Source organism: Marinactinospora endophytica (genome assembly GCF_054780875.1).
On sequence record NZ_BAAGVM010000002.1, the window covers coordinates 267,558 to 288,261 of the forward strand.

Genomic DNA, 20,704 nt, shown 5'->3' on the forward strand with positions numbered 1-20,704 from the left:
GGGTCTCGGTCCCTCCGCCACCGTCCGAGGGTGTTGTCCGTTCGGAACCGAGGAGGCGCCGGATGCGTCCCTGCTCCCGCTCCGATGCCAGGCCCTACGTCTTCGGTTCTTCCCGATGGTGGGAGGCGCGCGCGGCGCCGGCAAGGGGGCGCCGGTGTCCGTCCTCGACGAACGTCCCTATCGGCGCTACGTCCTGGAGCCTCCGAAGAACACGGGAGACCCCGACAGGTGAGACCGGCGGGATCTTCTCCGGATGGGTGCGGTCACGGGCCGTCCGGTCCGGCGGTCCACGGTGGCGCCCATCTCGGCCGGTGCCACCGAAAGGGGGCCGGAAACGGGACGGGCGCCCGCGCGGAGGGGGTGCGCGGGCGCCCGTGGGGGGAGGTGGCCGATGGCCGGGAGGAGCCGTCAGCCGGAGACGCCGGCCCCGGTACGCCCCTCCTGCGCGGGAGCGGTGTCACCGTCGGCGGCGGTGGACGGGGCGTCCGCCGCGGGCGAGGCCGCCGGGGCGGGTGTGGCGGTGTCCGCCCCGACCGTCGCCTGCTCCGCGAACTCCCTGTCCTCGGCCGCCATCAGGGCGTCGACGTTGACGTCGCGGGGGTTGTCCAGGACGTAGGACAGCCGTTCGCGGTCGAGATCGCCGGTCCAACGGGCGATGACCAGCGAGCCCACGCCGTTGCCGATGAGGTTGGTCAGCGAGCGCGCCTCGGACATGAAGCGGTCGATGCCGACGATGAGCGCGATGCCCGCCAGCGGGATGATGTCGTCGAACGCGGCCAGCGACGCCGCCAGGGTGACCAGGCCCGCGCCGGACACGCCGGCCGCGCCCTTGCTGGACAGCAGCATGAAGGCGAGCAGGCCGAGCTGCTGCCAGACGGAGACGTCCGAACCGGTGGCCTGGGCGATGAAGATCGCGCCCATGGTCAGGTAGATCGCGGTGCCGTCGAGGTTGAAGGAGTAGCCGGTGGGGACGGTCAGGCCGACGACGGACTTCTTCGCCCCCGCGGCCTCCAGCTTCGTCATCAGCCGCGGCAGCACCGACTCGCTGGAGGAGGTTCCCAGCACGATGAGCAGCTCGTCGCGGATGTAGCGCAGGAACTTGAGCAGGCTGAACCCGGCGAGACGGCAGACCGCGCCGAGGATCACGAAGATGAAGAGCAGGCAGGTGACGTAGAAGCTGAGCATGAAGAACGCGAGGTTGCCCAGCACCTCGCCACCGTACTCGCCGATGGTGTAGGCCATGCCGCCGAAGGCGCCGATCGGGGCGGCCCACATCACGATCTTGATGACACCGAACATGATCTTGGCGCAGGTGTCCAGACCGCGGATGGCGCCCTTGCCGCGCTCGCCGATCATCGTCAGCGCGCAGGCCACGAGGATGGCGAGGACGAGCACCTGGATGAGCTGGCCGTCGACGAAGGCGGAGAAGAAGGACTCCGGCACCAGGTGGAGGACGAACCCGGTGAAGCCCTCGGAGCCGGCGTCACCGGCCTTGGCGATGGTCTCGGCGGCGTCGGCCTCGTCGAAGGACAGGTTGAGGCCCACGCCCGGGCGGAACAGGTTGATGGTGATCAGGCCGATGCCCAGCGCCACCACGGTCATGGCGATGAAGTAGGTCAGGGTCCGCAGCGCCAGACCACCCGCCTTGGCGAGGTCGCCCAGGTTGGCGATACCGACGACGACGGTGCAGAAGATCGTCGGCGCGATGACGACCTTGACCAGCTTGACGAACAGATCGGCCAGCCACTTCAGCCCTGCCGCCTGTTCCGGGAAGGCCAGGCCCATCGCGATGCCCAGGGCGATCGCGACCACGACCCAGAAGTAGAGCTGCTGGTACAGGCGCTTGCGGCCGGCCGGCCGCGTGTCCTTGGCGGTGTCCGGAGCGGTCGCGGAACCGCCGTCTCCGGTCGCGGAGGCTCGTCCGAAGGCGGGCACTCTGGTCCTCCTTTGTTACTGCGGGGTTGTGCGGGGCATCACGTGATGCTCTTCACCAAGGCATGAAACGGACAAGCCACACGGGCGAAACTTCAGGTTCATCTGACATTTCGGCACTCTGTGCCACGCCTGGTCACCGAGCGTCCACGCCGCCGGTCTTCCGGGAGGCGACGCCATAGGCTGCGTCCATGGCCCTCCGTCCGTCCGTGTCCCGCCGCACCGTCCTTCTCGGCGGGCTCCTGGCCTTCGCGGGGTGTTCGGGAGAGGAACCGCCCTCCCTGCCCGAGCTCGTCGTGGCGACCGGGCCGCCGGGCGCGGTGTTCCGTGAGATCGGGGCCGCCCTGGCGGGGGTGCTCGCCGACCGCCTGCCGGACACCCGGGTCGAGACGGTCGAGACGGCCGCGTCGGCGGAGAACCTGCGGCTCCTGGCCGAGGGGGCGGTGCACGTGGCCTTCACCAGCCTGGACGCCGCGGTCGGCCACGGCGGGCGGCCCTCGGAGCGGTTGCGCGCCCTGGGCCGCGTCTACGACAGCCACCTGCACCTCGTCGTCCCCGCCGGCTCCGACGTCGAGGAGCTCGCCGACCTCGCCGGGCGCCGGGTCTCCTACGGGGCGCGCGACTCCGGTACGGAGTTCACCGTGGAGCGGCTCGCCGAGTTGACGGGGTTGGACGTCGACGATGTGCGACTGGACCAGGCGTCGTCGGCGCGGGCGTTGACCTCCGGGGAGATCGACGCCCTGTTCTCCCTCACGGGCATCCCCACGCCGGCGGTCTTCGAGCTGGCCTCCCAGGGGGACGTCCGTTTCGTCCCCCTCCGTGAGGAGGCCGACCTCCTCGCCGACGCCTACCCCGGCCCCTACATCCCGGCGACGATCCCGGCCACCATCTATCCCGGCATCCCGGCCTGTGACACGGTGGCGGTCCCCAACCTGCTGGTGGTCGGCGAGGAGCTGTCCGACGAGGTGGCGCGGATCGTCACCGAGACGGTTTTCACCCAGGCCAGGACCATCGCCGCCGACCGTCCCGAGGCCACCCACATCAACGTCCGCACCGGTATCGCCACGGGGCCCGTCCCCCTGCACCCCGGCGCGCGCGCCTGGTTCCGCGAGCAGAAGGCGTGATCCGGCGGCCGTCCCCGGCTGTTTCTGTAGGGTCGGACCATGCCGACACCCGACTTCGTCCTCGCGATGCGTGAGCATGTGGGCCACGCCCTCCTGCCCCTGGTGGGGGTGACGGCGGTGGTCTTCGACGAGCAGCGCCGCCTCCTGCTGCACCGACGCTCCGACGACGGGACGTGGGCGACCCCCGGCGGCATCCTGGAGCCGGGCGAACAGCCGGCGGCGGGGCTGGTGCGCGAGGTGTACGAGGAGACGGGGCTGCGGGTGCTCCCCGAACGGATCGTCAGCGTGGTCACCGAGGAACCGTTCGCCTACCCCAACGGAGACCGGGTGCAGTTCCTCGACATCGCGTTCCGCTGCCGCCCGATCGAGGGCGTCGCCCGGCCGGCCGACGACGAGTCGCTGGAGGTGCGCTGGTTCCCCCTGGACGGGCTGCCGCCCATGGGCGCGGCGATCCTGCGCCGGATCGGCCACGCCGTGCAGGAGGGGGAGGCGTGGTTCGTGCCGCCGCCCCCGTCCGCGGCGTGACCCGGCGGCCGGGGCGCCGGCGCGGCGCCGTCCGGTTCGAGGTCTCCGCAGGTCAGGAGGGTTCGTGCGGCGACTGGGCGGCTGAGGCGTCGGGAAGGCGCAGGACCACCTCCAGGCCGTAACCGTCGCCACGCGGCCGGGGCAGGCCGGGTTCGAGGAGGAGCTCCCCACCGGCTTCCGCGACCAGTTCCGCGCAGATCGCCAGCCCCAGGCCCGTCCCGACGGTGTTCTGGTGTTTGGGCGCGCGCCAGAAGCGCCGGAACGCGCTGTCCCGCTCCTCGGGGGACAGGCCGACGCCGTCATCGCTGATGCGCAGCTCGACCATGTCCCCGGAGCGGGCGCGCAGTACCACCCGGGTCCCACCGGACAGCCGTGTCGCGTTGCTCATCAGTTCGTCCAGCACGCTGCCCAGGCCGCCGGGCGGTTCGAGCAGACGCAACCCGCGTGGGACGTGGGTCTCGATGTCGATGCCGCGCTCGCCGGCCAGCGCCCGCCAGCGTTGCAGGCGCGTGTCCAGCACGTTGTCCAGGTCGATGGGGCGGGCGGTCCCGAAGCTCTCCAACCGGGTCGCCGCGAGCAGGGAGTTGAGCATCCGGTTCATCGCCTTGGCCTCCTCCACCGCGTCCTCGTGGGCCTGTCGGGCCTCGGGGCCGGACAGGTGGGGGGCCAGGTTCTCCACGGCCAGGCGCAGGCTCGCCAGGGGGTTGCGCAGCTGGTGGGAGGCGTCGGAGACGAACGCCCGTTGCCGGTGCAGCGCGCGTTCCACGACGTCGACCATGGCGTTGAAGGAGGCGGCGAGGCGCCGCAGCTCGGGTGGACCGCCCACCTCGTCGGCGCGCACGCTCAGGTCGCCGTCGGCGATCTTGGACGCGGCGGAGTCGAGTTGGCGGACCGGCAACAGGACCCACCGTGACACCGGCCAGGTGATCGCGGCGAGTACCGACAGCGGGATCAGGCACAGCAGCGCGAGCACCCCCCAGTCGGCGAGGACGCGGTCGCGCATCGCGTCGGTCGGGGAGACGAGGAGGAGGACCCCGACCACCTCGCTGTCGCGGCCGACGGGTTCGGCGAGGATGAGAGGGGCGTCGCGCCACGGCCACACCGCGGTCGGGGGTTCGGGGCGGAATCCGGCGATCGCGTCGTCCAGCACCTCCCGTGTCGCGGGGTCGGCGATCGCCTGCGCCGCCTCGTGGCCGGGGCCCGAGGCGATGAGGAGCGAACCCGAGGGGTCCAGCAGCGCCACCGAGATGCCGTACAGCTCCTCATAGCCCTCGAGCTCCGTGCGCAGCGCCTCCGTGCGACCGGTGCGCAGCGCGTTGTCGGCGAGCGAGGCGAACCGCCCGATGTCGTTGAGCCGGTCGACGTAGAGCTCCTGGGTCTCGCGCTGGGCCATGAGGGTGCCCAGCGGGCCCGCGAGGGCGGCGACGAGGACGAAGGACAGGGGAAGCAGGAGCGCGATGAGCCGGCGGAGCACGGGTCAGGCCGGTTCCGTGTCGGGGACCAGCCGGTAGCCGACCCCGCGGGCGGTGCGGATGCGCACCGCGTCGCCGAGTTTTGCGCGCAGCGCCGCGATGTGGGTGTCGAGCGTCCGCGAGGAGGTCTCCCAGGTGGCCCCCCACACCTGGTCGAGGATGACGTCGCGGGAGACGACGGCCGGCGAGCGTGTGACGAGCAGGGCGAGCAGGTCGAACTCCTTGCGGGTGAGGGTGAGCGGCTCACCGGCCAGTTCGGCCTCGCGCGCGCCGACGTCGATCGTCAGCGCCCCGGCGCGCAGCGGTGGGGTGTCGGTGTGGCGGGCCCGGGCCCGCGCGGCGCGGGTGCGGCGCAGCACCGCGTCGATGCGGGCGAGCAGTTCGGCGATGCCGAACGGTTTCACCACGTAGTCGTCGGCGCCGGCGCGCAGCCCGCGGACACGTTCGTGCTCTTCGGCCCGGGCGGTGACCGCGATGATGGCGGTCTCGGGCCTGTCGCGTAACCGGCGCAGGACCTCGAAGCCGTCGGCGTCGGGCAGGCCGAGGTCGAGCAGCACGACGTCCACCGCCGGCGCGTGCAGTGCGGCGGCGGCGGTGGAGACCCGATGAACGTCGTAGGAGGCGTGGCGCAGCGCGGTGACCAGGCCCCGCGCGACGCGGTCGTCGTCCTCGACCACGAGGATGCGCATCATCGGACATGGTAGAACGCCGGGACACCGGGCCGTCCGCGCCGAGGAGGGGGTGGGCGCCCCCGGCCGGCCGCACACGCGCTCATAGTCGGTTGTTCGCTGGAAGACCGGCATCGTGTGCATCGATCTCCGCCGCGGCGGGAACACGCCGCCACGTGCGCGGATACGCCGTCGCGTCGTCCGGACGGCTCGTCCCTCCGGTGTTCCCCGCGTCCCCGACCACCCGCCACGGCCGACGCGGCACCGAGAAGGTGGGGGCGAAAGAGGCGGGGGCGTCTTCGGCGGCGGAGCGGACGCGGGAGGAGATCGGACGTGTCGGCGCGGCCGGCGATGCCCGGGCGGACGCCGGTGCCGTAGGGGAGGGTCTCCAAAGGACGGGCCGATCGAGGTGGACGTCACCGGAGATCGGGGCGGCGGTGCCTCGACCGGCGCGCCGCCGGTCGTGGGGGCCGCGGGAGCGGGTGCGCCGTCGATGACCGCTCCACGCCGCCGGATCGACGGCCCCGGGAAACGTCGTCCTTCGCGCCCCGGTGCCCAGCTCCGTGGCGCTGTCCGGTGGCCGAGAAGGCGATCGGCCGGGCGGCACCGCGTCGGTCACCGGAATTCGCGCCGGGCGGTCTGAAGGGCGGGACCCTCGCCCGAGGATCCCGCCGTCCTACGTGGCGCTGCTCAGCTCCACAGACGTCGCATCGTCCAGTGGTTGGTGGCGACGTCGAGGCTGATGTCGGCGATGTTGGCCTGACCGTGGTCGGATTCGGCCGCGACCCGAACGAGGCGGACATCGGAGCCGGGACGGGCGGTGGGCCCGTTTCCCTGGGAGTCGCCGTTCCAGGTGCCGATGACCCGGCGTACCCGGTACATGTGGCCCCGCCACGCGAAGAGGGCGGGGTGCCCGCCGGTGGTCGATCTGACGTCGATCCGTTCGTTGTAGAGACTCACGCGCGCATCCTATCGAACAAGTGTTCGCCTGAGGGGGGCTCGTGAACTTCGGATCGACCCCTCTCACCCTAGGACCGTCGGGCTCCACTGTGGGTCAGGTGGGCGGTGTCGATTTCGCCCCCGGTCGGCTGACGTGCGGAAACGGCGGAAAATCCATCCCCGGACGCGAGGCCGGGCGTGTCGCGCCGAGCGGGCGGCGCGGCAACCGACCGGGCGGTATGCCAGGTGGACTATCCTGGAGGACGGCGAGGCGGGCCGTTCGGCCCGTCCGGACCGGTCGATCAGCTGGGAGTGGGACATGACGGGGACGGCGGGGCAGGACCGGGCTGAGCGGCGTTCCTCCCTTTCCGTACCCGACCGGCTGCTGTCGGTCGCGACCCGCCTGTTCGCCGAACGCGGGTTCGAGCGCACCTCGGTGCAGGAACTGGTCGACGCCGCGGGCGTCACCAAGGGCGCGATGTACCACTACTTCTCGTCCAAGGACGACCTGCTCTACGCGATCTACCAGCGCGTCCTGGCGATGCAGACGCGCCGGTTGAACGAGTTCGCCCAGGCCGGGGGGCCGGTCGAGGAGAGGCTGCGCGCGGCGGCGGCCGACGTCGTCCACACCACCGTGGACAACCTCGACGACACCGTCATCTTCTTCCGCTCGCTGCACATGCTCTCCCCCGACCGGCAAAGCGCCGTGCGCAAGGAACGCCGCCGCTACCACGAGTGCTTCCGCGCGATGATCGAGGAGGGCGCGCGCGCCGGGGTCTTCCGCTCCGACGTGCCGGCCGACATCGTCGTCACCCAGTACTTCGGCGCCGTCCACCACCTGGGCATGTGGTACCGGCCCGAAGGTCAACTGGGCGGAGCCGAGATCGGCGCCTACTACGCCGATCTGCTCCTGGCCAGCCTGCGCCCGTAGCGGCGGCGGGCGCCCCCGCTCCTAGCGGAACAGGCGCCCGGGACGGGAGCGGTCGCGCACCGCCGCCATGCGGCGGACCAGCGGGGGACGCCGGGACAGCATGTTGTGCAGGAGCGGGAAGACGCCGCGCTCGGTGCGGGCCCGCCCCGCCATCTCCCCCAGGTTCACCATCGGGTACAGGTACTTGCCGCCGGCCAGGATGCGGATGCCGTGGGAGCCTTCGGGGCAGTGCGCGCAGGCGTGGTCGTCGGCGGTGTACTCCATGGCCCGCCACAGGGCCGTGCCGAGGAGGGGGACGGCCAGGGCGCCGGCCGCGGCGGCGCGCCGCCAGGGCGCGGCGTGCCCGGCGGCGAAGTGGCCGAGCTCGTGGGCGAGTAGGAAGCGCAGGGCGTCGGGATCGCGCAGCCGGCCGCCGACCTCGAACAGGTCGCCCGGCACGACCACCCAGCGGCCCCCGCCGGCTCCCCGCGCGCAGGCGCCCGGGGCGGCGCCGGCCACGACGTAGGCGTCGGGAACGCGGTTCAGTCCCATGTCCACGGCCAGCTCGCGGACCATCCGGTGGGCCTTGGGGAACTGCGTGGGGGAGACCTTCACCCCGCGGGCGCGCCTGCCGGCGTCGCGGACGCCGCGCGCGACCCAGCCGGCGAGCAGGAGGGCTGCCGCGCCGAGCGTGACGCGGTGCAGGGCCCCTGACGTCCACAGGCTGTGGACAAGGGGGGTGACGGCGCCGGCCAGGATGGTCAGGCAGGCGACGAGAAGGGGGTTCTCCCACGGGTGGCGTCCGGGGCGTTCCTCGAAGGAGGTCGGCGAGCGCCCGGCCGGGCCCACCGGGAGATGGGGCCGGTACAGCGCTCCCGGGGGACGGCCCTGGGGGAACACGGCGGGCTCGCCCGGCCGGCCATAGGGGAAACGCGCGGAGTCGCCCTCGCCTCCGGCGATTCTCGCGTGGGTCATACGACGCTCCCTCCCGGCCGTCCAGAACAATGGGGTGGACGACGTACGTCAACTACGTCAAGTAATGGAATATTACTTTCCGTGGTAACGGGGGGACCTGAACCATCCGAGCGTGTCTCGCGTCAGGGCCGGCCCGCGGAAAACCCGTTGCGCGCCGGCGCGGATCCGGCTTCACTGGGCAGGACGCGCGCCCGCCCGGGCGCGCCGCCCGAACACGGTGAGAGGTGACTTATGGCCCGGATCGCTGCGAGCCGGCCTTGCGTCCCGCAGGGGCCCGCCCCACGCTGATCCACGGTCCTTCCAGGTCACACGGAGCAGGGCACGGCCCCGTGGGAAGCGCGAGCAGGCTCGACAGCGTCGCGTTCCCACACTTCTCGCCCGGAGCGAAAAACCGTGTCCCGACACCACCACCGCAGCCGTACCCGGCAGCGAGCCGAATCGTTCCGTTGCGCCAACTGCCGCCTCGACGTCCCCATGGACGCGCCCGGCACCGCGCACCGGAACCACTGCCCCAACTGCCTGTGGAGCAGGCATCTCGACGACCGCGTTCCCGGTGATCGCGCGTCGCAGTGCCACGCCCGGATGGAACCCCTCTCCATCGCCGTACGCGGCGACGGCGAATGGGTGATCATCCACCGCTGCACCGGTTGCGACGTGTTGAGCGGCAACCGCGCGGCGGGTGACGACAATCCGTTGTCGCTCATCCGCATCGCGGTGCGTCCGCTGGCGCGTCCGCCGTTCCCGTTGGAGCATCTCGCCGCGCTGTGAGCGCGGCCCGGCCGGGGCGGGTCCGCCCGCCCCGGCCGCTCACCCTCTGCCCCGCCGCTGCAGTTCCGCCGCGATCACGTCGAGGAAGGCGGTCACCTCGTCCGCGTCGTAGCCCGGGCGCATCCGCACCACGCTGAACCGGGCCGCCCGCACCTCCGCGGCCGTGAGCAGGCGGGGGTCCCGGTGCTCTGCCAGCAACGCCTCGAACGTCATCTCGACGCGATCCAGGAAGTCGTCCACTTCCAGCTCGTCGTACCCCGAACGCAGCCAGGTGGTGGTGAAGCGCTTGGCGCGCACGTCCTCGGGGCGCAGCCCGGCCTCCGGTGCCCTCCGGTCGGGACGCCGGAACGCCTCGGGGGCGCGTTCCTCCGCCGAGCGGAGTTCGGCCACAACGGCGTCGAGGAAGCCGTCCACCTCGTGCATGTCGTAACCGGAGGTCAACCGGGTGACGCGGAACAGCCAGCGTTCGACGTCACGGGCGGTCACGGGGTCGGGCGCGGCCGGACCGCCTCGCGCCGCCGCCAACGTGGCCGCGGCCCGCTCCAGCAACGAGCCGACGTCCTCGGGGACGTACCCGGGGCGCAGCCGGGTCCTGGGGAAGCGCCGATCACGGACCTCCTCGGGCGTCAGTGGCATGCTTCACATTCTGCCGAGCCTCGGGATGAGCGGGGAGAGGCGCGCCCAAGCCGCCGGAGGTGGAACGGACCGGGGAGGATCGGGACCGACCTCCCTTCCCTGGAGGCCGGTCGGTGGCCGCGGTGGCGGCGCGTCCCCGGCTTCGGGGCGCGGCCGACCAGGCCCTTTACAGCGGGGCGGCCGTGACCGCGGACGCCCACGTCGGTCAGGGGCCCGTGGTCCTGCCGCGGGGACGCCACGGCCGGACGATCCCCGGCGAGGGCGGCGTAGGCGGTGCGGCGCTCCTCAGGAACCACGGAGGTAGCGCGAGATCCCGGCGGCCACCGCGTCGGCCGCCCGGGCCCGCCACTGGGAGTCCTCGATGTTGCGCGCGTCCGTCGCGTTGCGCATGTTGCCGGCCTCCAGGAACACCTTCGGCACGTCGGACAGGTTCAGGCCGCCCAGGTCGGTGCGCACGTCGATGCCCTCGTCGCCGATGTAGTCGGCGGTGGGGTGGCCGGACAGCTCCAGGAATTCGTCGCGCACGTCCTCCGCGAGTTCCATGGAGGGGGTGGCGATGTCGTCGGTGTAGCCCTCGACCACCCCGGGGGCGATCACGTGGAACCCGCGCACTCCGGCGGGGGCCCCGTCGGCGTGGATGGAGATGGCGGCGTCGGCCCCGGCCTCGTTGCCGATCTCGGCGCGCTCGTTCACGCACGGCCCCACGCCCTCGTCGTCGGCGCGGGTGAGCACGACCCGGGCGCCCTCCTCCTCCAGCCGTTCGCGCAGGCGCAGGGAGAGGTCCCAGGTGAAGCTGTGCTCGGGGTAGCCGCTGTCGGTCTCGGCGCCCACGGTGTCACACGCCTTGGTCCCGGGGCCCGACGGGACCAGGGCGTTGATCTGGTCGGGGGCTTCGGCGTTTCCGCCGTTGTGCCCGGGGTCGATGACGACGGTCGTGCCGGAGAGGGGGAGGTCCGCGGCGGGGGTGGCCTCTCCGGGGGAGGGGGCCGCCGGATCGGGGAGGGGGAGGGTCGCGGTGACCTCGGGGGCGGGGGCGTCCTCGGCGCCGGCTCCGGTGCCGCAGGCGGTCGTGAGCGCGACCGCCATCGCCGCCGCGGCGAGACCGGCGGGCCGGGGGGAGGGAGAGGGGGGAGAAATGTCGCCGCGCATGGTGTGGATGTTGGCTCCCGGGGATCGGGGGTCGGGGACAGCCACAACCTACGCCACCGTCCCCCCGTGGCCGTTTCCCACGTGTATGGCGGGCGGGTCCGAGGGAACAAGAAGAGGAGTAGACGCGTCATATCTTGAGAGTGCCCCCGGCCGATCCTGTCGAGGTGAACAGAATGCGAAAGTCCAACCGTGCCGCCGCCGGCGCCGCGGCCTGGCGGGTCGTGCACGAGGCCGCCCGTCCCGAAGCCCCTTCGGTGTGGGCGCGTATCGGTGCCCTCCCACGTCTGCTCAAGGCCCGACTGAGCGGCCGTTACACGCAGCTCCCGGCCTCGCGGCTGGCGCTGTTCCTGCTGGCCGTCGCCTACATCGCCTCCCCGGTGGACCTCGTCCCCGAGCTGTTCATCCCCTTCCTCGGCGTGGCCGACGACATCGGTGTCGCGGTGTGGCTCGCCGCCGGTCTGCTGGGCGAGACCGAACGCTTCCTGGAGTGGGAGCGGCACGGTCCCCAGTACGTCCAGGGGCACGTCGTGTCCTGATCCCGCCCGTCACTCCACAGGGGTCCGCCGGATTTCGGCGGACCCCTTTCTCTGTTTCGGGGTGGGCGTTTTGTAGCCACCTGCCCGTTAAGACGGATTGTGGCCCTGCTGTCCGTCTCTCCAGGCCATCCGCGTACAGTTCTCTCTTGCAAAGGATTCGCATCTGTGGGGAGAGCATGACGAGGTTCCGAGCACTGATCGCCGTCGGCGTGGCCTTGAGCGCGCTGGCCACCGGATGCGCCGCCGGCGGCTCCGGTCCGGAGGACAACGAGGACACCCTCACCTACGCCCTCGGCGACGAACCCGAGGCGTTCAACCCCGCCCTCGTCGACGAGCACCTGGACCCGGTCACCGAGATGGTGTTCCGCGGGCTCACCGCCCACGACGCCGACAACCGGGTCGTCCCCGCGCTGGCCGAGAGCTGGGAGATCAGCGACGACGAACGGACCTACACCTTCCACCTGCGCGAAGGCGTCACCTGGCACGACGGGGAGCCCTTCACCGCCGACGACGTCGTGTTCACCATCGAGGGCGTGCGCGACGGCGGGTTCGCCACCAGCAACAAGTACGCCAACGTCACGTCGGTGACCGCCGAGGACGACACCACCGTCGTCGTCGAACTGGAACGGCCGACCCCCGCCCTGCTGGACACCCTCTCCAACGGGATCCTCCCCGAGCACCTCCTCGCCGACTCCGGCATCGACGATCCGGCCTTTGGGGAACACCCCATCGGCACCGGACCCTTCCAGCTCGACACCTGGGAGCACGGCTCCTACGCCCGCCTGACCGCCTTCGCCGACTACTACGCGGGGCCGCCCGGCCTGGACGCCGTGACCATCTCCTACGTCCCCGACGCCGCCACCCGGCTCATCCAGCTGAACAACGGCGAGATCGACGCCGCCTACCTGGAACCGCAGCAGGCCGGAGAGGTCGAGGGCAACCCGGACCTCCGGCTGGAGGTCTATCCCACGGCCGACTACCGTGGCGTGCTGTTCAACATGGAGGACGAGCGGTTCGCCGACCCGGCCCTGCGCCAGGCCATGAACTACGCGGTGGACCGCGAGGCGATCGTCGAGAGCGTCCTCTACGGCTACGGAACCCCCGCCGGCGGGCCACTCGACCAGAGCCCCTTCCACGTCGAGGACGCCGTCGACTACTCCTTCGACCCGGGGCGGGTCGAGGAGATCATGACCGAGGCCGGCTACGAACGTAACGGCGAGGACGTGTGGGAGAAGGAGGGCGAACCGGTCTCCTTCGAGCTCACCACGTTCGCCGAGGACGGCGTGCGCTCCGCGATGATCGAGGTGGTGGCCACCCAGCTCCGCGAACAGGGCTTCGACGTGACCGCCGAGCCCCGGCCGCGCGACGCCGTCGACTGGGCCGGGCTGGAATCCTTCCTCATCGGCTGGGGAACCCCCTACGACGCCGACAGCTCGCTGTATGGACCGTTCCACTCCTCCGAGGCGCTGGCCGACGGCGGCTCCAACTACGGCAGCTACGCCAACGACGAGGTGGACGCCGCGTTGGAGGCCGGCCGCGGCACCAACGACGAGGCCGAGCGCGCCGCCGCCTACGCCGACTTCCAGCGGGCCCTGGCGGAGGACCCGCCCTATGTGTGGCTGACCTACCTCGACGCGGTCAACGCCGTTCCGGCGAACCTGACCGGACCTCAGGAGCGGGCCCTCGCCCACCACGGCTACGGCTTCTTCTGGAACGTCGAAGACTGGTCCTACTCGTCCTGACCGTCCGCCGGCGGCCTCACCGGGCCGCCGGCCCTCTTCGGGGAGCCCGCCATCCTCAGGTTCATCGCCGTCCGGGCCGTGACCGCCGCGGCGGTCACCGTCGTGCTGTCGGTCCTGTGCTTCCTGCTCCTGGATCTCGCCCCCGGCGACCCCGCGCGCGCACTCTTGGAGGCCCGCTCCGGTGGCCGGCCGGTTCCGGAGGCGGCGGTCCAGGCGCAACGGGCGGCGATGGGGCTGGACGCGCCGTTGCCGCAGCGCTACGCGGACTGGTTGGGCGGCGTCGTGCGCGGGGACCTCGGCGCCTCCTACCTCAACGGCCGTCCGGTCGCCGACCAGATCGCCGACGCGCTGCCGTGGACCCTGCTGCTCGCCGCCGTGGCGACGCTGTTCAGCCTGGTCGGCGCCGTCGTGGTGGGGCTGGTCGCCGGTCTGTCCCGCAGCGCCACGCTGCGCCGGGCCATCGGATTGGCCATGTTCGTGCTCGGCGGGGTTCCCGGATTCGTCGGCGCGTTGTTGTGCCTGTTCGTGTTCTCGGTGTGGCTGGGCTGGTTCCCCTCGGGAGGGCTCGGACGGCCCGGCGAACCCATGACCCTGGCCACCGTCGCCTCCCACGTGACGCTGCCGGCCCTCGCGTTGGCGTTCGGCCACCACTTCGGGGTGTACGTGCGGTTGGTGGAGTCGGGGGTGCGCCGGGTGCGCGGGTCGGCGCACGTCGCGGCGGCCGAGGTGCGGGGGGTGCCGCCGTGGGCGGTCCACACCCGCCACGTCCTGCGCCCCGGGCTCGTGCCGTTCGCGGCGCGGTTCGGGGTGGGGGTCGCCCAGCTCCTCGCCGGGGCCTACGCCATCGAGCTGATCTTCGCCTGGCCGGGGATGGGCCGTCTCGGCGTGGAGGCGGCGCAGGGCGACGACTACCCGGTGCTGGTCGCGGTCGTCCTGGTCACCGGGCTCGTGGTGATCGCGGCCAACCTCCTCGGCGACCTGGTGACGGCCCGGCTCGACCCGCGGGCGCGGTCGGTGGCGGTGGCCCGTTGACCAAGGGGCGAAGGGCCGCGGAGCGGGCGGCGCCGGCCGCCTCACGCCCTTCGGAAGGACGCCGCGGGCGCCTCGCGTCGCGGACCGGCCGTGGCGGGTACGCCCCGCGATCGCGAACCTCGTGCGACAAGGGCCGCGAGGGCGGCCGACGTGGCCCCGCTCGGCGGGGCGGAAGGGGACAGGACATGGTCACAGGCCCCACCGTGTCGGTGGAGGAGGGGGCGAGTGGACCGGTGCGGCCGCGGGGACTGCTCGCCGCGCGGATCGCGCCGCCCGGGGGCGGGGGACGGGCCGCCCTGTGGACGGCGGTGGGCGTACTGGTCCTCATGGGGGCCGCCGCCCTGTTCGCCCCCTGGCTGACCGATATGGACCCGGCGGCCACCGACACCACGGCGACCTCCCTGCCGCCCGGCACCCCCGGGCATCCGCTCGGCACCGACGCGCTCGGCCGCGACCTGTACACCCGCATGCTCCACGGGGCGCGCTCCTCCCTCCTGGTCGGCCTGGTGGCCGCCGCGATCACCGTCGTGGCCGGAACAGGGCTGGGCGCGCTCGCCGCCACGGGGCCACGGTGGCTGGACACCGCGATCACGCGCACCGCCGACGCGCTGCTGGCCCTGCCGCTCATCGTCGTCGCGCTGGCGCTGGCGGCCGTCGCGGGCTCCTCGCTGTCCACGGTCGTCATCGCGATCGCGGTGACCGCGTGGATGCCGGTGGCTCTGGTCGCCCGGGCCGAGATGCGGGCGTTGCGCGCCCGTCCCTTCGTCCGCGCCGCCTACTCCCTGGGGCTGTCGCGCGGCCAGGTGGTGCGCCGTCACCTCGTGCCCAACGCCCTGCCGCCGATCGCCGCCATCGCCGCCTTCGAGGTGGGGCACGCGATCCTCACCGAGTCCACGTTGAGCTTCCTCGGCCTGGGCCTGCCGCCGAACCAACCGAGCTGGGGCAACCTGCTCACCGACGCGCGTTCCCACCTGCTCACCGGCCAGTGGTACACGGTCGCGATCCCGGCCGCCGCGATCGTCGTCACCATCGTCGCGGTCAACGTCATCGCCACCGGCCTGGACCGCCACGAGGCGACCGAGGGGAGGACCTGGTGACGGCGTCCCTGCTCACCGTCGAGGGGCTGCGGATCGGAATCGCCGGACGCCCGATCATCGACGGCGTCGACCTGCGCCTCGCGGAGGGCGAGGTCACGGCGCTCGTCGGCCGCAGCGGCGGGGGCAAGAGCCTCACCGCCCGCGCCCTCGTCGGCCTGCGTCCCCGCTCCGCCGAGGTCGAGGGGCGGGCGCTCCTACGGGTCGGTGACGGCGTCCAGGAGGACCTGCTCGCCCTGCCGCCCCGTCGCCTGCGGGCCCTGCGCGGGGCGTGGGTCGGCTATGTGTTCCAGGAGGCCCAGGCGGCGCTGAACCCGACCGTGACGGTGGGCCGGCACTTCGCGGAGACACTGCGCGCCCACGGGGTGCCCCGTTCCCTGCGCTACGCCCGTGGACTGGCCGCGTTGCGCGACGCCGGCGTCGAGGAGCCGGAGCGCATGTGGGGCCGCCACCCCTTCGAACTCTCCGGCGGACAGGCTCAGCGCGTCACCATCGCGCTGGCCTGCGCCCCGGAGCCCCGGCTGCTCATCGCCGACGAGGTCACCTCGGCGTTGGACCCGGTCACCCAGGCGGGGGTGCTGGACACGCTGTGCTCGGGGGCCCGCGCGGCCGGGCGGGCTCTGCTGCTCATCACCCACGACCTTGCCGTCGCCGGCCGCTGGGCGGACCATGTCGTGGTGCTGGAGGGGGGACGGGTCGTGGAGTCCGGGCCGGCGCGGGCGGTGCTGGCGGCTCCGGCCCACCCCTTCACCGCCGACCTGGTCCGCGCGAGCGGGGCCGTGGCACGGGCCGGCAGATGAGGAGGGGAACGGTGCGGGACGAGGCGTTGGTCTCCTGTCGCGGGGTGGGGCGGGTCCTCACCGCGGGGCGTCGCCGGATCGAGGCGCTGCGCGGAGTGGATCTGGACGTCGCCGCGGGGGAGTCGGTGGCGGTCGTGGGCCGCAGCGGTTCGGGCAAGTCCACGCTTGTCGGGGTCCTGGCGGCCTTGGACCGGCCGCACACGGGGCGGGTCACCGTGGGGGGCGTGGACGTCTGGGCGGTGTCGGAGCGTGAGCGCCGGGCGGTTCGACGGCGGTTCGGCTGGATTCCGCAGGACGCGCTGAGTTCTTTCGACCCGCGCTACACCGCCGGAGAGGTGGTGGCCGAGGCGGTGGGTGACCGGGGGACCGACGTCTTCGAGCTGTTCGCCCGGGTGGGGCTCGACCCCGGGATGGCGGGGCGGCGGCCGGTGACGCTGTCCGGTGGGGAACGCCAGCGCGTCGCCATCGCCCGGGCCCTGGCGACCGACCCTGACGTGCTGCTCGCCGACGAGCCGACGAGCGGTCTCGACGTCTTGGCCCAGGAGCGGGTTCTCGACGTCCTGGCGGTCGAGCGCGGCCACCGCGCGCTCGTCCTGGTCACCCACGACCTGCGGGTGGCGCTGCGCCTGGCCGACCGGGTCGTCGCGTTGGAGGAGGGGCGCGTGGTCGCCGACGTTCCGGTCGGTGGGCTGGCCGGGGCCGCCCCCGAACTCACCCGGCTGCTGGAGGCGACCCCGGGCCTCGACCACTAGATCCGAAGTCTCCGCCCGGCCGGCTGGGCGTCACGCTCCCCTTTCGGGGGCCTGGTTCCGTCCCGGACCATACCGGCGACCAGGGCCGCGACGAGCGCGAGGGCGAGTCCGACGGCGGTGAGGGGGGTGAACGGTTCGTCGAACATGACGCCTCCCCACACCGAGGTGACCGGTGCGATGAGGAACATCAGGCCGTTGACGGGCGTGACGCCGATGCGCTCGACCAGCAGCCAGTAGAGGCCATAACCGCCGAAGGTGGCGAACACCAGCAGCCAGGCCAGGGCCAGCCAGAACGATCCGGACGCGGGCGGGACCGCGGTTCCGGTGGCGATCGCGAGGCCGGTGAACACCACGGCGGAGGTCGAGCAGTGGATCGCCAGCGCGCGCAGCGGGGGCATCGGCGCGGGGGCCCGGCGTTCGACGATCGTGGAGGCGACGAGGCCGAGCATGCCGAGGAAGGGCACCAGGTAGGCCCACGCCGGCGCCTGTCCCGCTGAGGCGGCGTCGGACCAGATGACGAGCACCACGCCGACGAGCCCGAGCGCCAGCCCCGCCCACTGCCGTCCGGTCACGGCGACACCGAGCAGGGGACCCACGAGCGCGGCCGCGACCAGCGGCTGGACACCGTCGATGAGCGCGGTGGTGCCCGTGCCGACCCCGAGCTCGATGGCCCAGTAGACGGTCAGCAGGTAGACCGATTGGGACAGGATCCCGATGAGGACGTGGCGGCCGAGCCCGGGTATCCGCCGGTGCGCCGCCGACTGCCGCACCTGGGCCAGGAGGAAGGGCAGGAGCGCGAGCGCGAGGGGGACGAAGCGCCACATCAGCACGGTGGTGACCGGGGCGTCCGCGGCTCCGAGCTTGGCGCCGATGAACCCCGACGACCAGCAGAGTACGAACAGTACGGCGAGTGCTCCGGTGACCCACGTCCGGGATCTCGTGACTATACCGATCTGTATACCCATATCCCCGGACTATACAGTTCGGTCTACCTCGGCGGTAATCTCTGGTGTATGGCTGCGGTGATCGAGTGGACCCCGAAGGCGCGCGCCCTCCTTGCGGCCGCCTCGGAACTCTTCTACGAGCGTGGGATCCACGCGGTGGGGGTCGACGCCATCGCCGAACGCGCCGGCGTCACGAAGAAGACGCTCTATGACCGCTTCGGCTCCAAGGAGCGGTTGGTCGTGGAGTACCTCTCCGCCCGGGACGTCCAATGGCGGGAGCTTCTCGACGGCTACCTCCGCGCGGCCGACGGCACACCCGAGGCCCGGCTGGAAGCGGTCTTCGCCGCCGCGGCGGAATGGGCGCGGGTACGGGGGAGCAAGGGGTGCGCCATGATCAACGCGCACGCGGAGATCAGCGACCCCGCGCACCCGGCCTACGCGGTGATCGTCGGGCACAAGCGCTGGATGCTGGCCCTGTTCGCCGAGCTGGTGGACGAGGCCGGGATCGCCGAGCCGCGCCGGGTCGCCGAGCACATGCTGCTGTTGTACGAGGGCGCGCTCGTGACGGCGGGCATGGGGGTCGTCGACGACCCCTTCTCCCGCGCCGCCACCGCGGCGCTGGCGCTGCTCCGGTAGGCCGGGGCGACCGCCACTGGTGCGTAGGGGCGGGCGGACGCGACGAGGGCGGGGCGCTCGTCTCCGGCGCCCCGCCCTCGGTGGTCGGACAGGTTCTCCCCCCGTTCATCCCCCCGGATACGGTGTGGGAGGGGGAGGTTACTCCGCGCGCTGGTTGGGGATCCCGGCCAGCAGCGCACGGACTTCGGTCTCGCGGTAGCGGCGGTGGCCACCCAGGGTCCGAATCGAGGTCAGCTTGCCCGCCTTTGCCCAGCGCGTGACGGTCTTGGGGTCCACGCGGAACATGGTGGCGACCTCGGCAGGGGTCAACAGGGGCTCCGCCTCGGGCGTGCGAGTTGACATGTGTACGGCCTCTCCTCCTGGATCTGTGTGCCGATCCTGAGCCTTATCCTGGCACTTGGCCCGGATGTCCAATATTGCCCTCTAGGTCTATATTGGCATCACCCGAGGTGATTACGCGACCACTTAACGCGACTTTGCTGGATGGGAGATCCAAAGTCACACATGCGGTGCGTCACGCTGAGTGATTCTAGCGACACGTTTAGTGGCATGTGGCGTATTCGGTCAAAACTTCGTTCTCCGGCCCTGTTTTTCTCGATCCGGCGGCCCGAAAGTGCTAGGTCCACTCGGCCTGAAACGGCGTTCACCTGGCTGGGGAATCTTCAATCCGGCTCGTTCACCGGCTCTAACGGGGGGCGTTCGGGACGTCCCCGGGGCGGGGAACGGAGGGTTGGAGACTCCCGGTTACCGTGCCGATCTCTCGGCGTAGTACGGGTTTTCGGTTACTCAGAGTGCTCTCTGTAACGAGTTGGCCACAGTCTACGTCGTCATCTATTGGGTGCTATGCCCAGTTTCAGCAAAGATGGCGTCAAGTGTGGTGACTCATCCGCACTCATCCCACCTCTACCCCTTCGAGATTAAGAATCACGTCAGGAAAAACCTGGTACACCAGGTTCGGGGCGAGGGGGACGAGGGGCGAATGTGATGAGGTTTCGGATCTGAGCGGGTGCCGGAGCAGCCGCAAGCGGGGTCAGTTCGCGCGTTCCAGCGCCTGTACCGCGCGCCAGCGCCGGACGAGACGCCGATGCGCCGCCAACGTCACCGCCTCCTGGCCGGTCTCCAGCCCGGTGAGCGCCGCCTCGACCTCGGCCGCCGAGTGGTCGTCGCGGAGCTCCGCGTCGCCGAGCAGGTGGACCAGGCCGCCGTAGTCCAGCTCCAGCAACGCCCGCGGGTGGGCCACGGCCGTCAGCCAGTCCTCCAGCCGTTCGACCGCGGCGAGCGACCCCTCGCCGTCCGGGACACCGCGCAGCACGCGCACGGCCCTTTCCAACCTGCGCCGCGCCGTGCCCATCTCCGTCACGTACAACAACGCGCGCGTCGCCGCCGACTCGGCGGACCGCGGGGCCGGCTCCTCGACGGGGAGGGCGGAGGACGGCTCCCCCGGGAAGGTCCCCGGTCCCTCCAGCGCCGGATCCCACTCCCGCCGGCCCCCCAGGACGAGACAGCGCTCCTCGGCGCCGAACGGGACGAACCAGGCGGTGGGGACCGTCCACCGGCTCGTCAGGATCTGGGGACGGCTGTCCTCTCCACGGCCGAGGTGCCGTTCGGCGTCGGCCTCGGCGGCCTCGACCACGGCCTCGGGGACGAAGGCCGAGGCGACCCGCGCCGAGGTCGTCGCCCGGAACTCCCGCAACGCCAGCCAGGAACGCAATCTCGTCTGCCACGGACACACGAACAGCTCGCCGCCCGAACGCCGCACGTAGGCGTCACCGCTCTCGCGGGAGGGCGCGACGGTCGGCGGGGAGGTGACCAGTCTGCGCAGTGACTCCTCGTGCTCGGCCGCCACGGCCTCGGCCCTGCGGGGGCGGTGCGGGGACTGGGCGTAGGCCCGCCAGTAGGCGCGCTCACGGCTGGAGTAGGCGATCACGGGCTGGTAGATGCGGAAATAGGCCGTGTAGGGCAGCACGAACGCATCGTGGCACACGCCTCTCCCCGAGGGGTGCCGTTCGGGGATTCCCCACGAGGGCACTTCCGGGCGGAGGGGGTACCCTGGCCCTGACGGCCGCCGGA

21 protein-coding genes are annotated in these 20,704 nt (G+C 72.3%); 11 read left to right on the top strand and 10 right to left on the bottom strand.

Features of this window, described 5'->3' with window-relative positions:
- Positions 1–408 precede the first annotated feature (408 nt).
- Positions 409–1,935 (bottom strand): C4-dicarboxylate transporter DctA, encoded by a 1,527-nt coding sequence (gene dctA, locus ACYVHU_RS05090; RefSeq protein ID WP_078760682.1) that lies wholly within the window; start codon positions 1,933–1,935, stop codon positions 409–411.
- A gap of 188 nt (positions 1,936–2,123) precedes the next feature.
- On the opposite strand from dctA, the gene ACYVHU_RS05095 reads away from it, so the two are divergent.
- Positions 2,124–3,056: a TAXI family TRAP transporter solute-binding subunit gene (locus tag ACYVHU_RS05095; protein WP_078760681.1), complete on the top strand. Its 933-nt coding sequence runs from the start codon at positions 2,124–2,126 to the stop codon at positions 3,054–3,056.
- 39 nt (positions 3,057–3,095) lie between these two features.
- The gene (locus ACYVHU_RS05100; RefSeq protein ID WP_078760680.1) at positions 3,096–3,581 is read left to right on the top strand and encodes an NUDIX hydrolase; all 486 of its coding nucleotides are present in this window, start codon (positions 3,096–3,098) and stop codon (positions 3,579–3,581) included.
- A gap of 52 nt (positions 3,582–3,633) precedes the next feature.
- Here the strand turns inward: ACYVHU_RS05100 and ACYVHU_RS05105 are convergent, their stop codons facing one another.
- The 3 genes from ACYVHU_RS05105 to ACYVHU_RS05115 form a co-directional block, all read right to left on the bottom strand.
- Entirely contained in the window at positions 3,634–5,055 is a 1,422-nt protein-coding gene (locus tag ACYVHU_RS05105) for a sensor histidine kinase (protein ID WP_078760679.1), read from the bottom strand.
- 3 nt (positions 5,056–5,058) lie between these two features.
- Complete coding sequence (locus ACYVHU_RS05110; protein ID WP_078760949.1) at positions 5,059–5,742, bottom strand: response regulator transcription factor; 684 nt, start codon at positions 5,740–5,742, stop codon at positions 5,059–5,061.
- 669 nt (positions 5,743–6,411) lie between these two features.
- Entirely contained in the window at positions 6,412–6,681 is a 270-nt protein-coding gene (locus tag ACYVHU_RS05115) for a DUF6504 family protein (protein ID WP_078760678.1), read from the bottom strand.
- Between the two features lie 298 nt (positions 6,682–6,979).
- Here ACYVHU_RS05115 and ACYVHU_RS05120 point away from each other — a divergent pair, with 298 nt between their 5' ends.
- Positions 6,980–7,591 carry a TetR/AcrR family transcriptional regulator gene (locus ACYVHU_RS05120; protein WP_078760677.1) on the top strand — a complete coding sequence of 204 codons (612 nt, stop codon included), beginning with the start codon at positions 6,980–6,982 and terminating at the stop codon, positions 7,589–7,591.
- A gap of 21 nt (positions 7,592–7,612) precedes the next feature.
- Here the strand turns inward: ACYVHU_RS05120 and ACYVHU_RS05125 are convergent, their stop codons facing one another.
- Positions 7,613–8,545 carry a M48 family metallopeptidase gene (locus ACYVHU_RS05125; RefSeq protein WP_498947665.1) on the bottom strand — a complete coding sequence of 311 codons (933 nt, stop codon included), beginning with the start codon at positions 8,543–8,545 and terminating at the stop codon, positions 7,613–7,615.
- A gap of 393 nt (positions 8,546–8,938) precedes the next feature.
- Between ACYVHU_RS05125 and ACYVHU_RS05130 the strand changes: the two genes are divergently transcribed.
- The gene (locus tag ACYVHU_RS05130) at positions 8,939–9,313 is read left to right on the top strand and encodes an RNHCP domain-containing protein (RefSeq protein WP_078760675.1); all 375 of its coding nucleotides are present in this window, start codon (positions 8,939–8,941) and stop codon (positions 9,311–9,313) included.
- A gap of 39 nt (positions 9,314–9,352) precedes the next feature.
- Here ACYVHU_RS05130 and ACYVHU_RS05135 read toward each other — a convergent pair whose 3' ends face one another.
- Both ACYVHU_RS05135 and ACYVHU_RS05140 read right to left on the bottom strand, forming a co-directional pair.
- Positions 9,353–9,949, bottom strand: coding sequence for a DivIVA domain-containing protein (locus tag ACYVHU_RS05135; RefSeq protein ID WP_078760674.1), 597 nt, complete (start codon positions 9,947–9,949; stop codon positions 9,353–9,355).
- Between the two features lie 285 nt (positions 9,950–10,234).
- On the bottom strand, positions 10,235–11,098 hold the full coding sequence (locus tag ACYVHU_RS05140; RefSeq protein ID WP_078760673.1) for an N-acetylmuramoyl-L-alanine amidase: 864 nt from the start codon (positions 11,096–11,098) through the stop codon (positions 10,235–10,237).
- Between the two features lie 173 nt (positions 11,099–11,271).
- On the opposite strand from ACYVHU_RS05140, the gene ACYVHU_RS05145 reads away from it, so the two are divergent.
- From ACYVHU_RS05145 to ACYVHU_RS05170, 6 genes are all read left to right on the top strand, one after another.
- Positions 11,272–11,634 (top strand): YkvA family protein, encoded by a 363-nt coding sequence (locus ACYVHU_RS05145; protein WP_078760672.1) that lies wholly within the window; start codon positions 11,272–11,274, stop codon positions 11,632–11,634.
- Positions 11,635–11,810: 176 nt separating this feature from the next.
- Complete coding sequence (locus ACYVHU_RS05150) at positions 11,811–13,376, top strand: ABC transporter substrate-binding protein (RefSeq protein ID WP_078760671.1); 1,566 nt, start codon at positions 11,811–11,813, stop codon at positions 13,374–13,376.
- A gap of 63 nt (positions 13,377–13,439) precedes the next feature.
- On the top strand, positions 13,440–14,408 hold the full coding sequence (locus ACYVHU_RS05155; protein ID WP_144389991.1) for an ABC transporter permease: 969 nt from the start codon (positions 13,440–13,442) through the stop codon (positions 14,406–14,408).
- A gap of 185 nt (positions 14,409–14,593) precedes the next feature.
- On the top strand, positions 14,594–15,505 hold the full coding sequence (locus tag ACYVHU_RS05160) for an ABC transporter permease (protein ID WP_078760670.1): 912 nt from the start codon (positions 14,594–14,596) through the stop codon (positions 15,503–15,505).
- Positions 15,502–16,302, top strand: coding sequence for an ATP-binding cassette domain-containing protein (locus tag ACYVHU_RS05165; protein WP_078760669.1), 801 nt, complete (start codon positions 15,502–15,504; stop codon positions 16,300–16,302). The genes ACYVHU_RS05160 and ACYVHU_RS05165 overlap by 4 nt, the downstream gene beginning before the upstream one ends.
- An 11-nt stretch (positions 16,303–16,313) precedes the next feature.
- On the top strand, positions 16,314–17,054 hold the full coding sequence (locus tag ACYVHU_RS05170) for an ABC transporter ATP-binding protein (protein ID WP_235000803.1): 741 nt from the start codon (positions 16,314–16,316) through the stop codon (positions 17,052–17,054).
- On the opposite strand, the gene ACYVHU_RS05175 is transcribed toward ACYVHU_RS05170, so the two are convergent.
- Positions 17,051–18,019, bottom strand: coding sequence for a DMT family transporter (locus ACYVHU_RS05175; protein WP_078760667.1), 969 nt, complete (start codon positions 18,017–18,019; stop codon positions 17,051–17,053). The genes ACYVHU_RS05170 and ACYVHU_RS05175 overlap by 4 nt on opposite strands.
- A gap of 48 nt (positions 18,020–18,067) precedes the next feature.
- On the opposite strand from ACYVHU_RS05175, the gene ACYVHU_RS05180 reads away from it, so the two are divergent.
- Positions 18,068–18,634, top strand: coding sequence for a TetR/AcrR family transcriptional regulator (locus ACYVHU_RS05180; RefSeq protein ID WP_078760666.1), 567 nt, complete (start codon positions 18,068–18,070; stop codon positions 18,632–18,634).
- A 138-nt stretch (positions 18,635–18,772) separates the two neighbouring features.
- Here the strand turns inward: ACYVHU_RS05180 and bldC are convergent, their stop codons facing one another.
- Together bldC and ACYVHU_RS05190 are read right to left on the bottom strand one after the other, a co-directional pair.
- Positions 18,773–18,976: a developmental transcriptional regulator BldC gene (gene bldC / locus ACYVHU_RS05185; RefSeq protein ID WP_067965399.1), complete on the bottom strand. Its 204-nt coding sequence runs from the start codon at positions 18,974–18,976 to the stop codon at positions 18,773–18,775.
- A 688-nt stretch (positions 18,977–19,664) separates the two neighbouring features.
- Positions 19,665–20,618 (bottom strand): DUF8083 family protein, encoded by a 954-nt coding sequence (locus tag ACYVHU_RS05190; protein ID WP_498947670.1) that lies wholly within the window; start codon positions 20,616–20,618, stop codon positions 19,665–19,667.
- Positions 20,619–20,704: the final 86 nt, after the last annotated feature.

What these genes read in the sequence shown, in the direction of transcription:
- ACYVHU_RS05095 (WP_078760681.1), top strand. Translation starts at nt 2,124, where the DNA reads ATGGCCCTCCGTCCGTCCGTGTCCCGCCGCACCGTCCTTCTCGGCGGG.
- ACYVHU_RS05100 (WP_078760680.1), top strand. Translation starts at nt 3,096, where the DNA reads ATGCCGACACCCGACTTCGTCCTCGCGATGCGTGAGCATGTGGGCCAC.
- ACYVHU_RS05110 (WP_078760949.1), bottom strand. Translation starts at nt 5,742, where the DNA reads ATGCGCATCCTCGTGGTCGAGGACGACGACCGCGTCGCGCGGGGCCTG.
- ACYVHU_RS05120 (WP_078760677.1), top strand. Translation starts at nt 6,980, where the DNA reads ATGACGGGGACGGCGGGGCAGGACCGGGCTGAGCGGCGTTCCTCCCTT.
- ACYVHU_RS05125 (WP_498947665.1), bottom strand. Translation starts at nt 8,545, where the DNA reads ATGACCCACGCGAGAATCGCCGGAGGCGAGGGCGACTCCGCGCGTTTC.
- ACYVHU_RS05135 (WP_078760674.1), bottom strand. Translation starts at nt 9,949, where the DNA reads ATGCCACTGACGCCCGAGGAGGTCCGTGATCGGCGCTTCCCCAGGACC.
- ACYVHU_RS05140 (WP_078760673.1), bottom strand. Translation starts at nt 11,098, where the DNA reads ATGCGCGGCGACATTTCTCCCCCCTCTCCCTCCCCCCGGCCCGCCGGT.
- ACYVHU_RS05145 (WP_078760672.1), top strand. Translation starts at nt 11,272, where the DNA reads ATGCGAAAGTCCAACCGTGCCGCCGCCGGCGCCGCGGCCTGGCGGGTC.
- ACYVHU_RS05150 (WP_078760671.1), top strand. Translation starts at nt 11,811, where the DNA reads ATGACGAGGTTCCGAGCACTGATCGCCGTCGGCGTGGCCTTGAGCGCG.
- ACYVHU_RS05160 (WP_078760670.1), top strand. Translation starts at nt 14,594, where the DNA reads ATGGTCACAGGCCCCACCGTGTCGGTGGAGGAGGGGGCGAGTGGACCG.
- ACYVHU_RS05175 (WP_078760667.1), bottom strand. Translation starts at nt 18,019, where the DNA reads ATGGGTATACAGATCGGTATAGTCACGAGATCCCGGACGTGGGTCACC.
- ACYVHU_RS05180 (WP_078760666.1), top strand. Translation starts at nt 18,068, where the DNA reads ATGGCTGCGGTGATCGAGTGGACCCCGAAGGCGCGCGCCCTCCTTGCG.
- bldC (WP_067965399.1), bottom strand. Translation starts at nt 18,976, where the DNA reads ATGTCAACTCGCACGCCCGAGGCGGAGCCCCTGTTGACCCCTGCCGAG.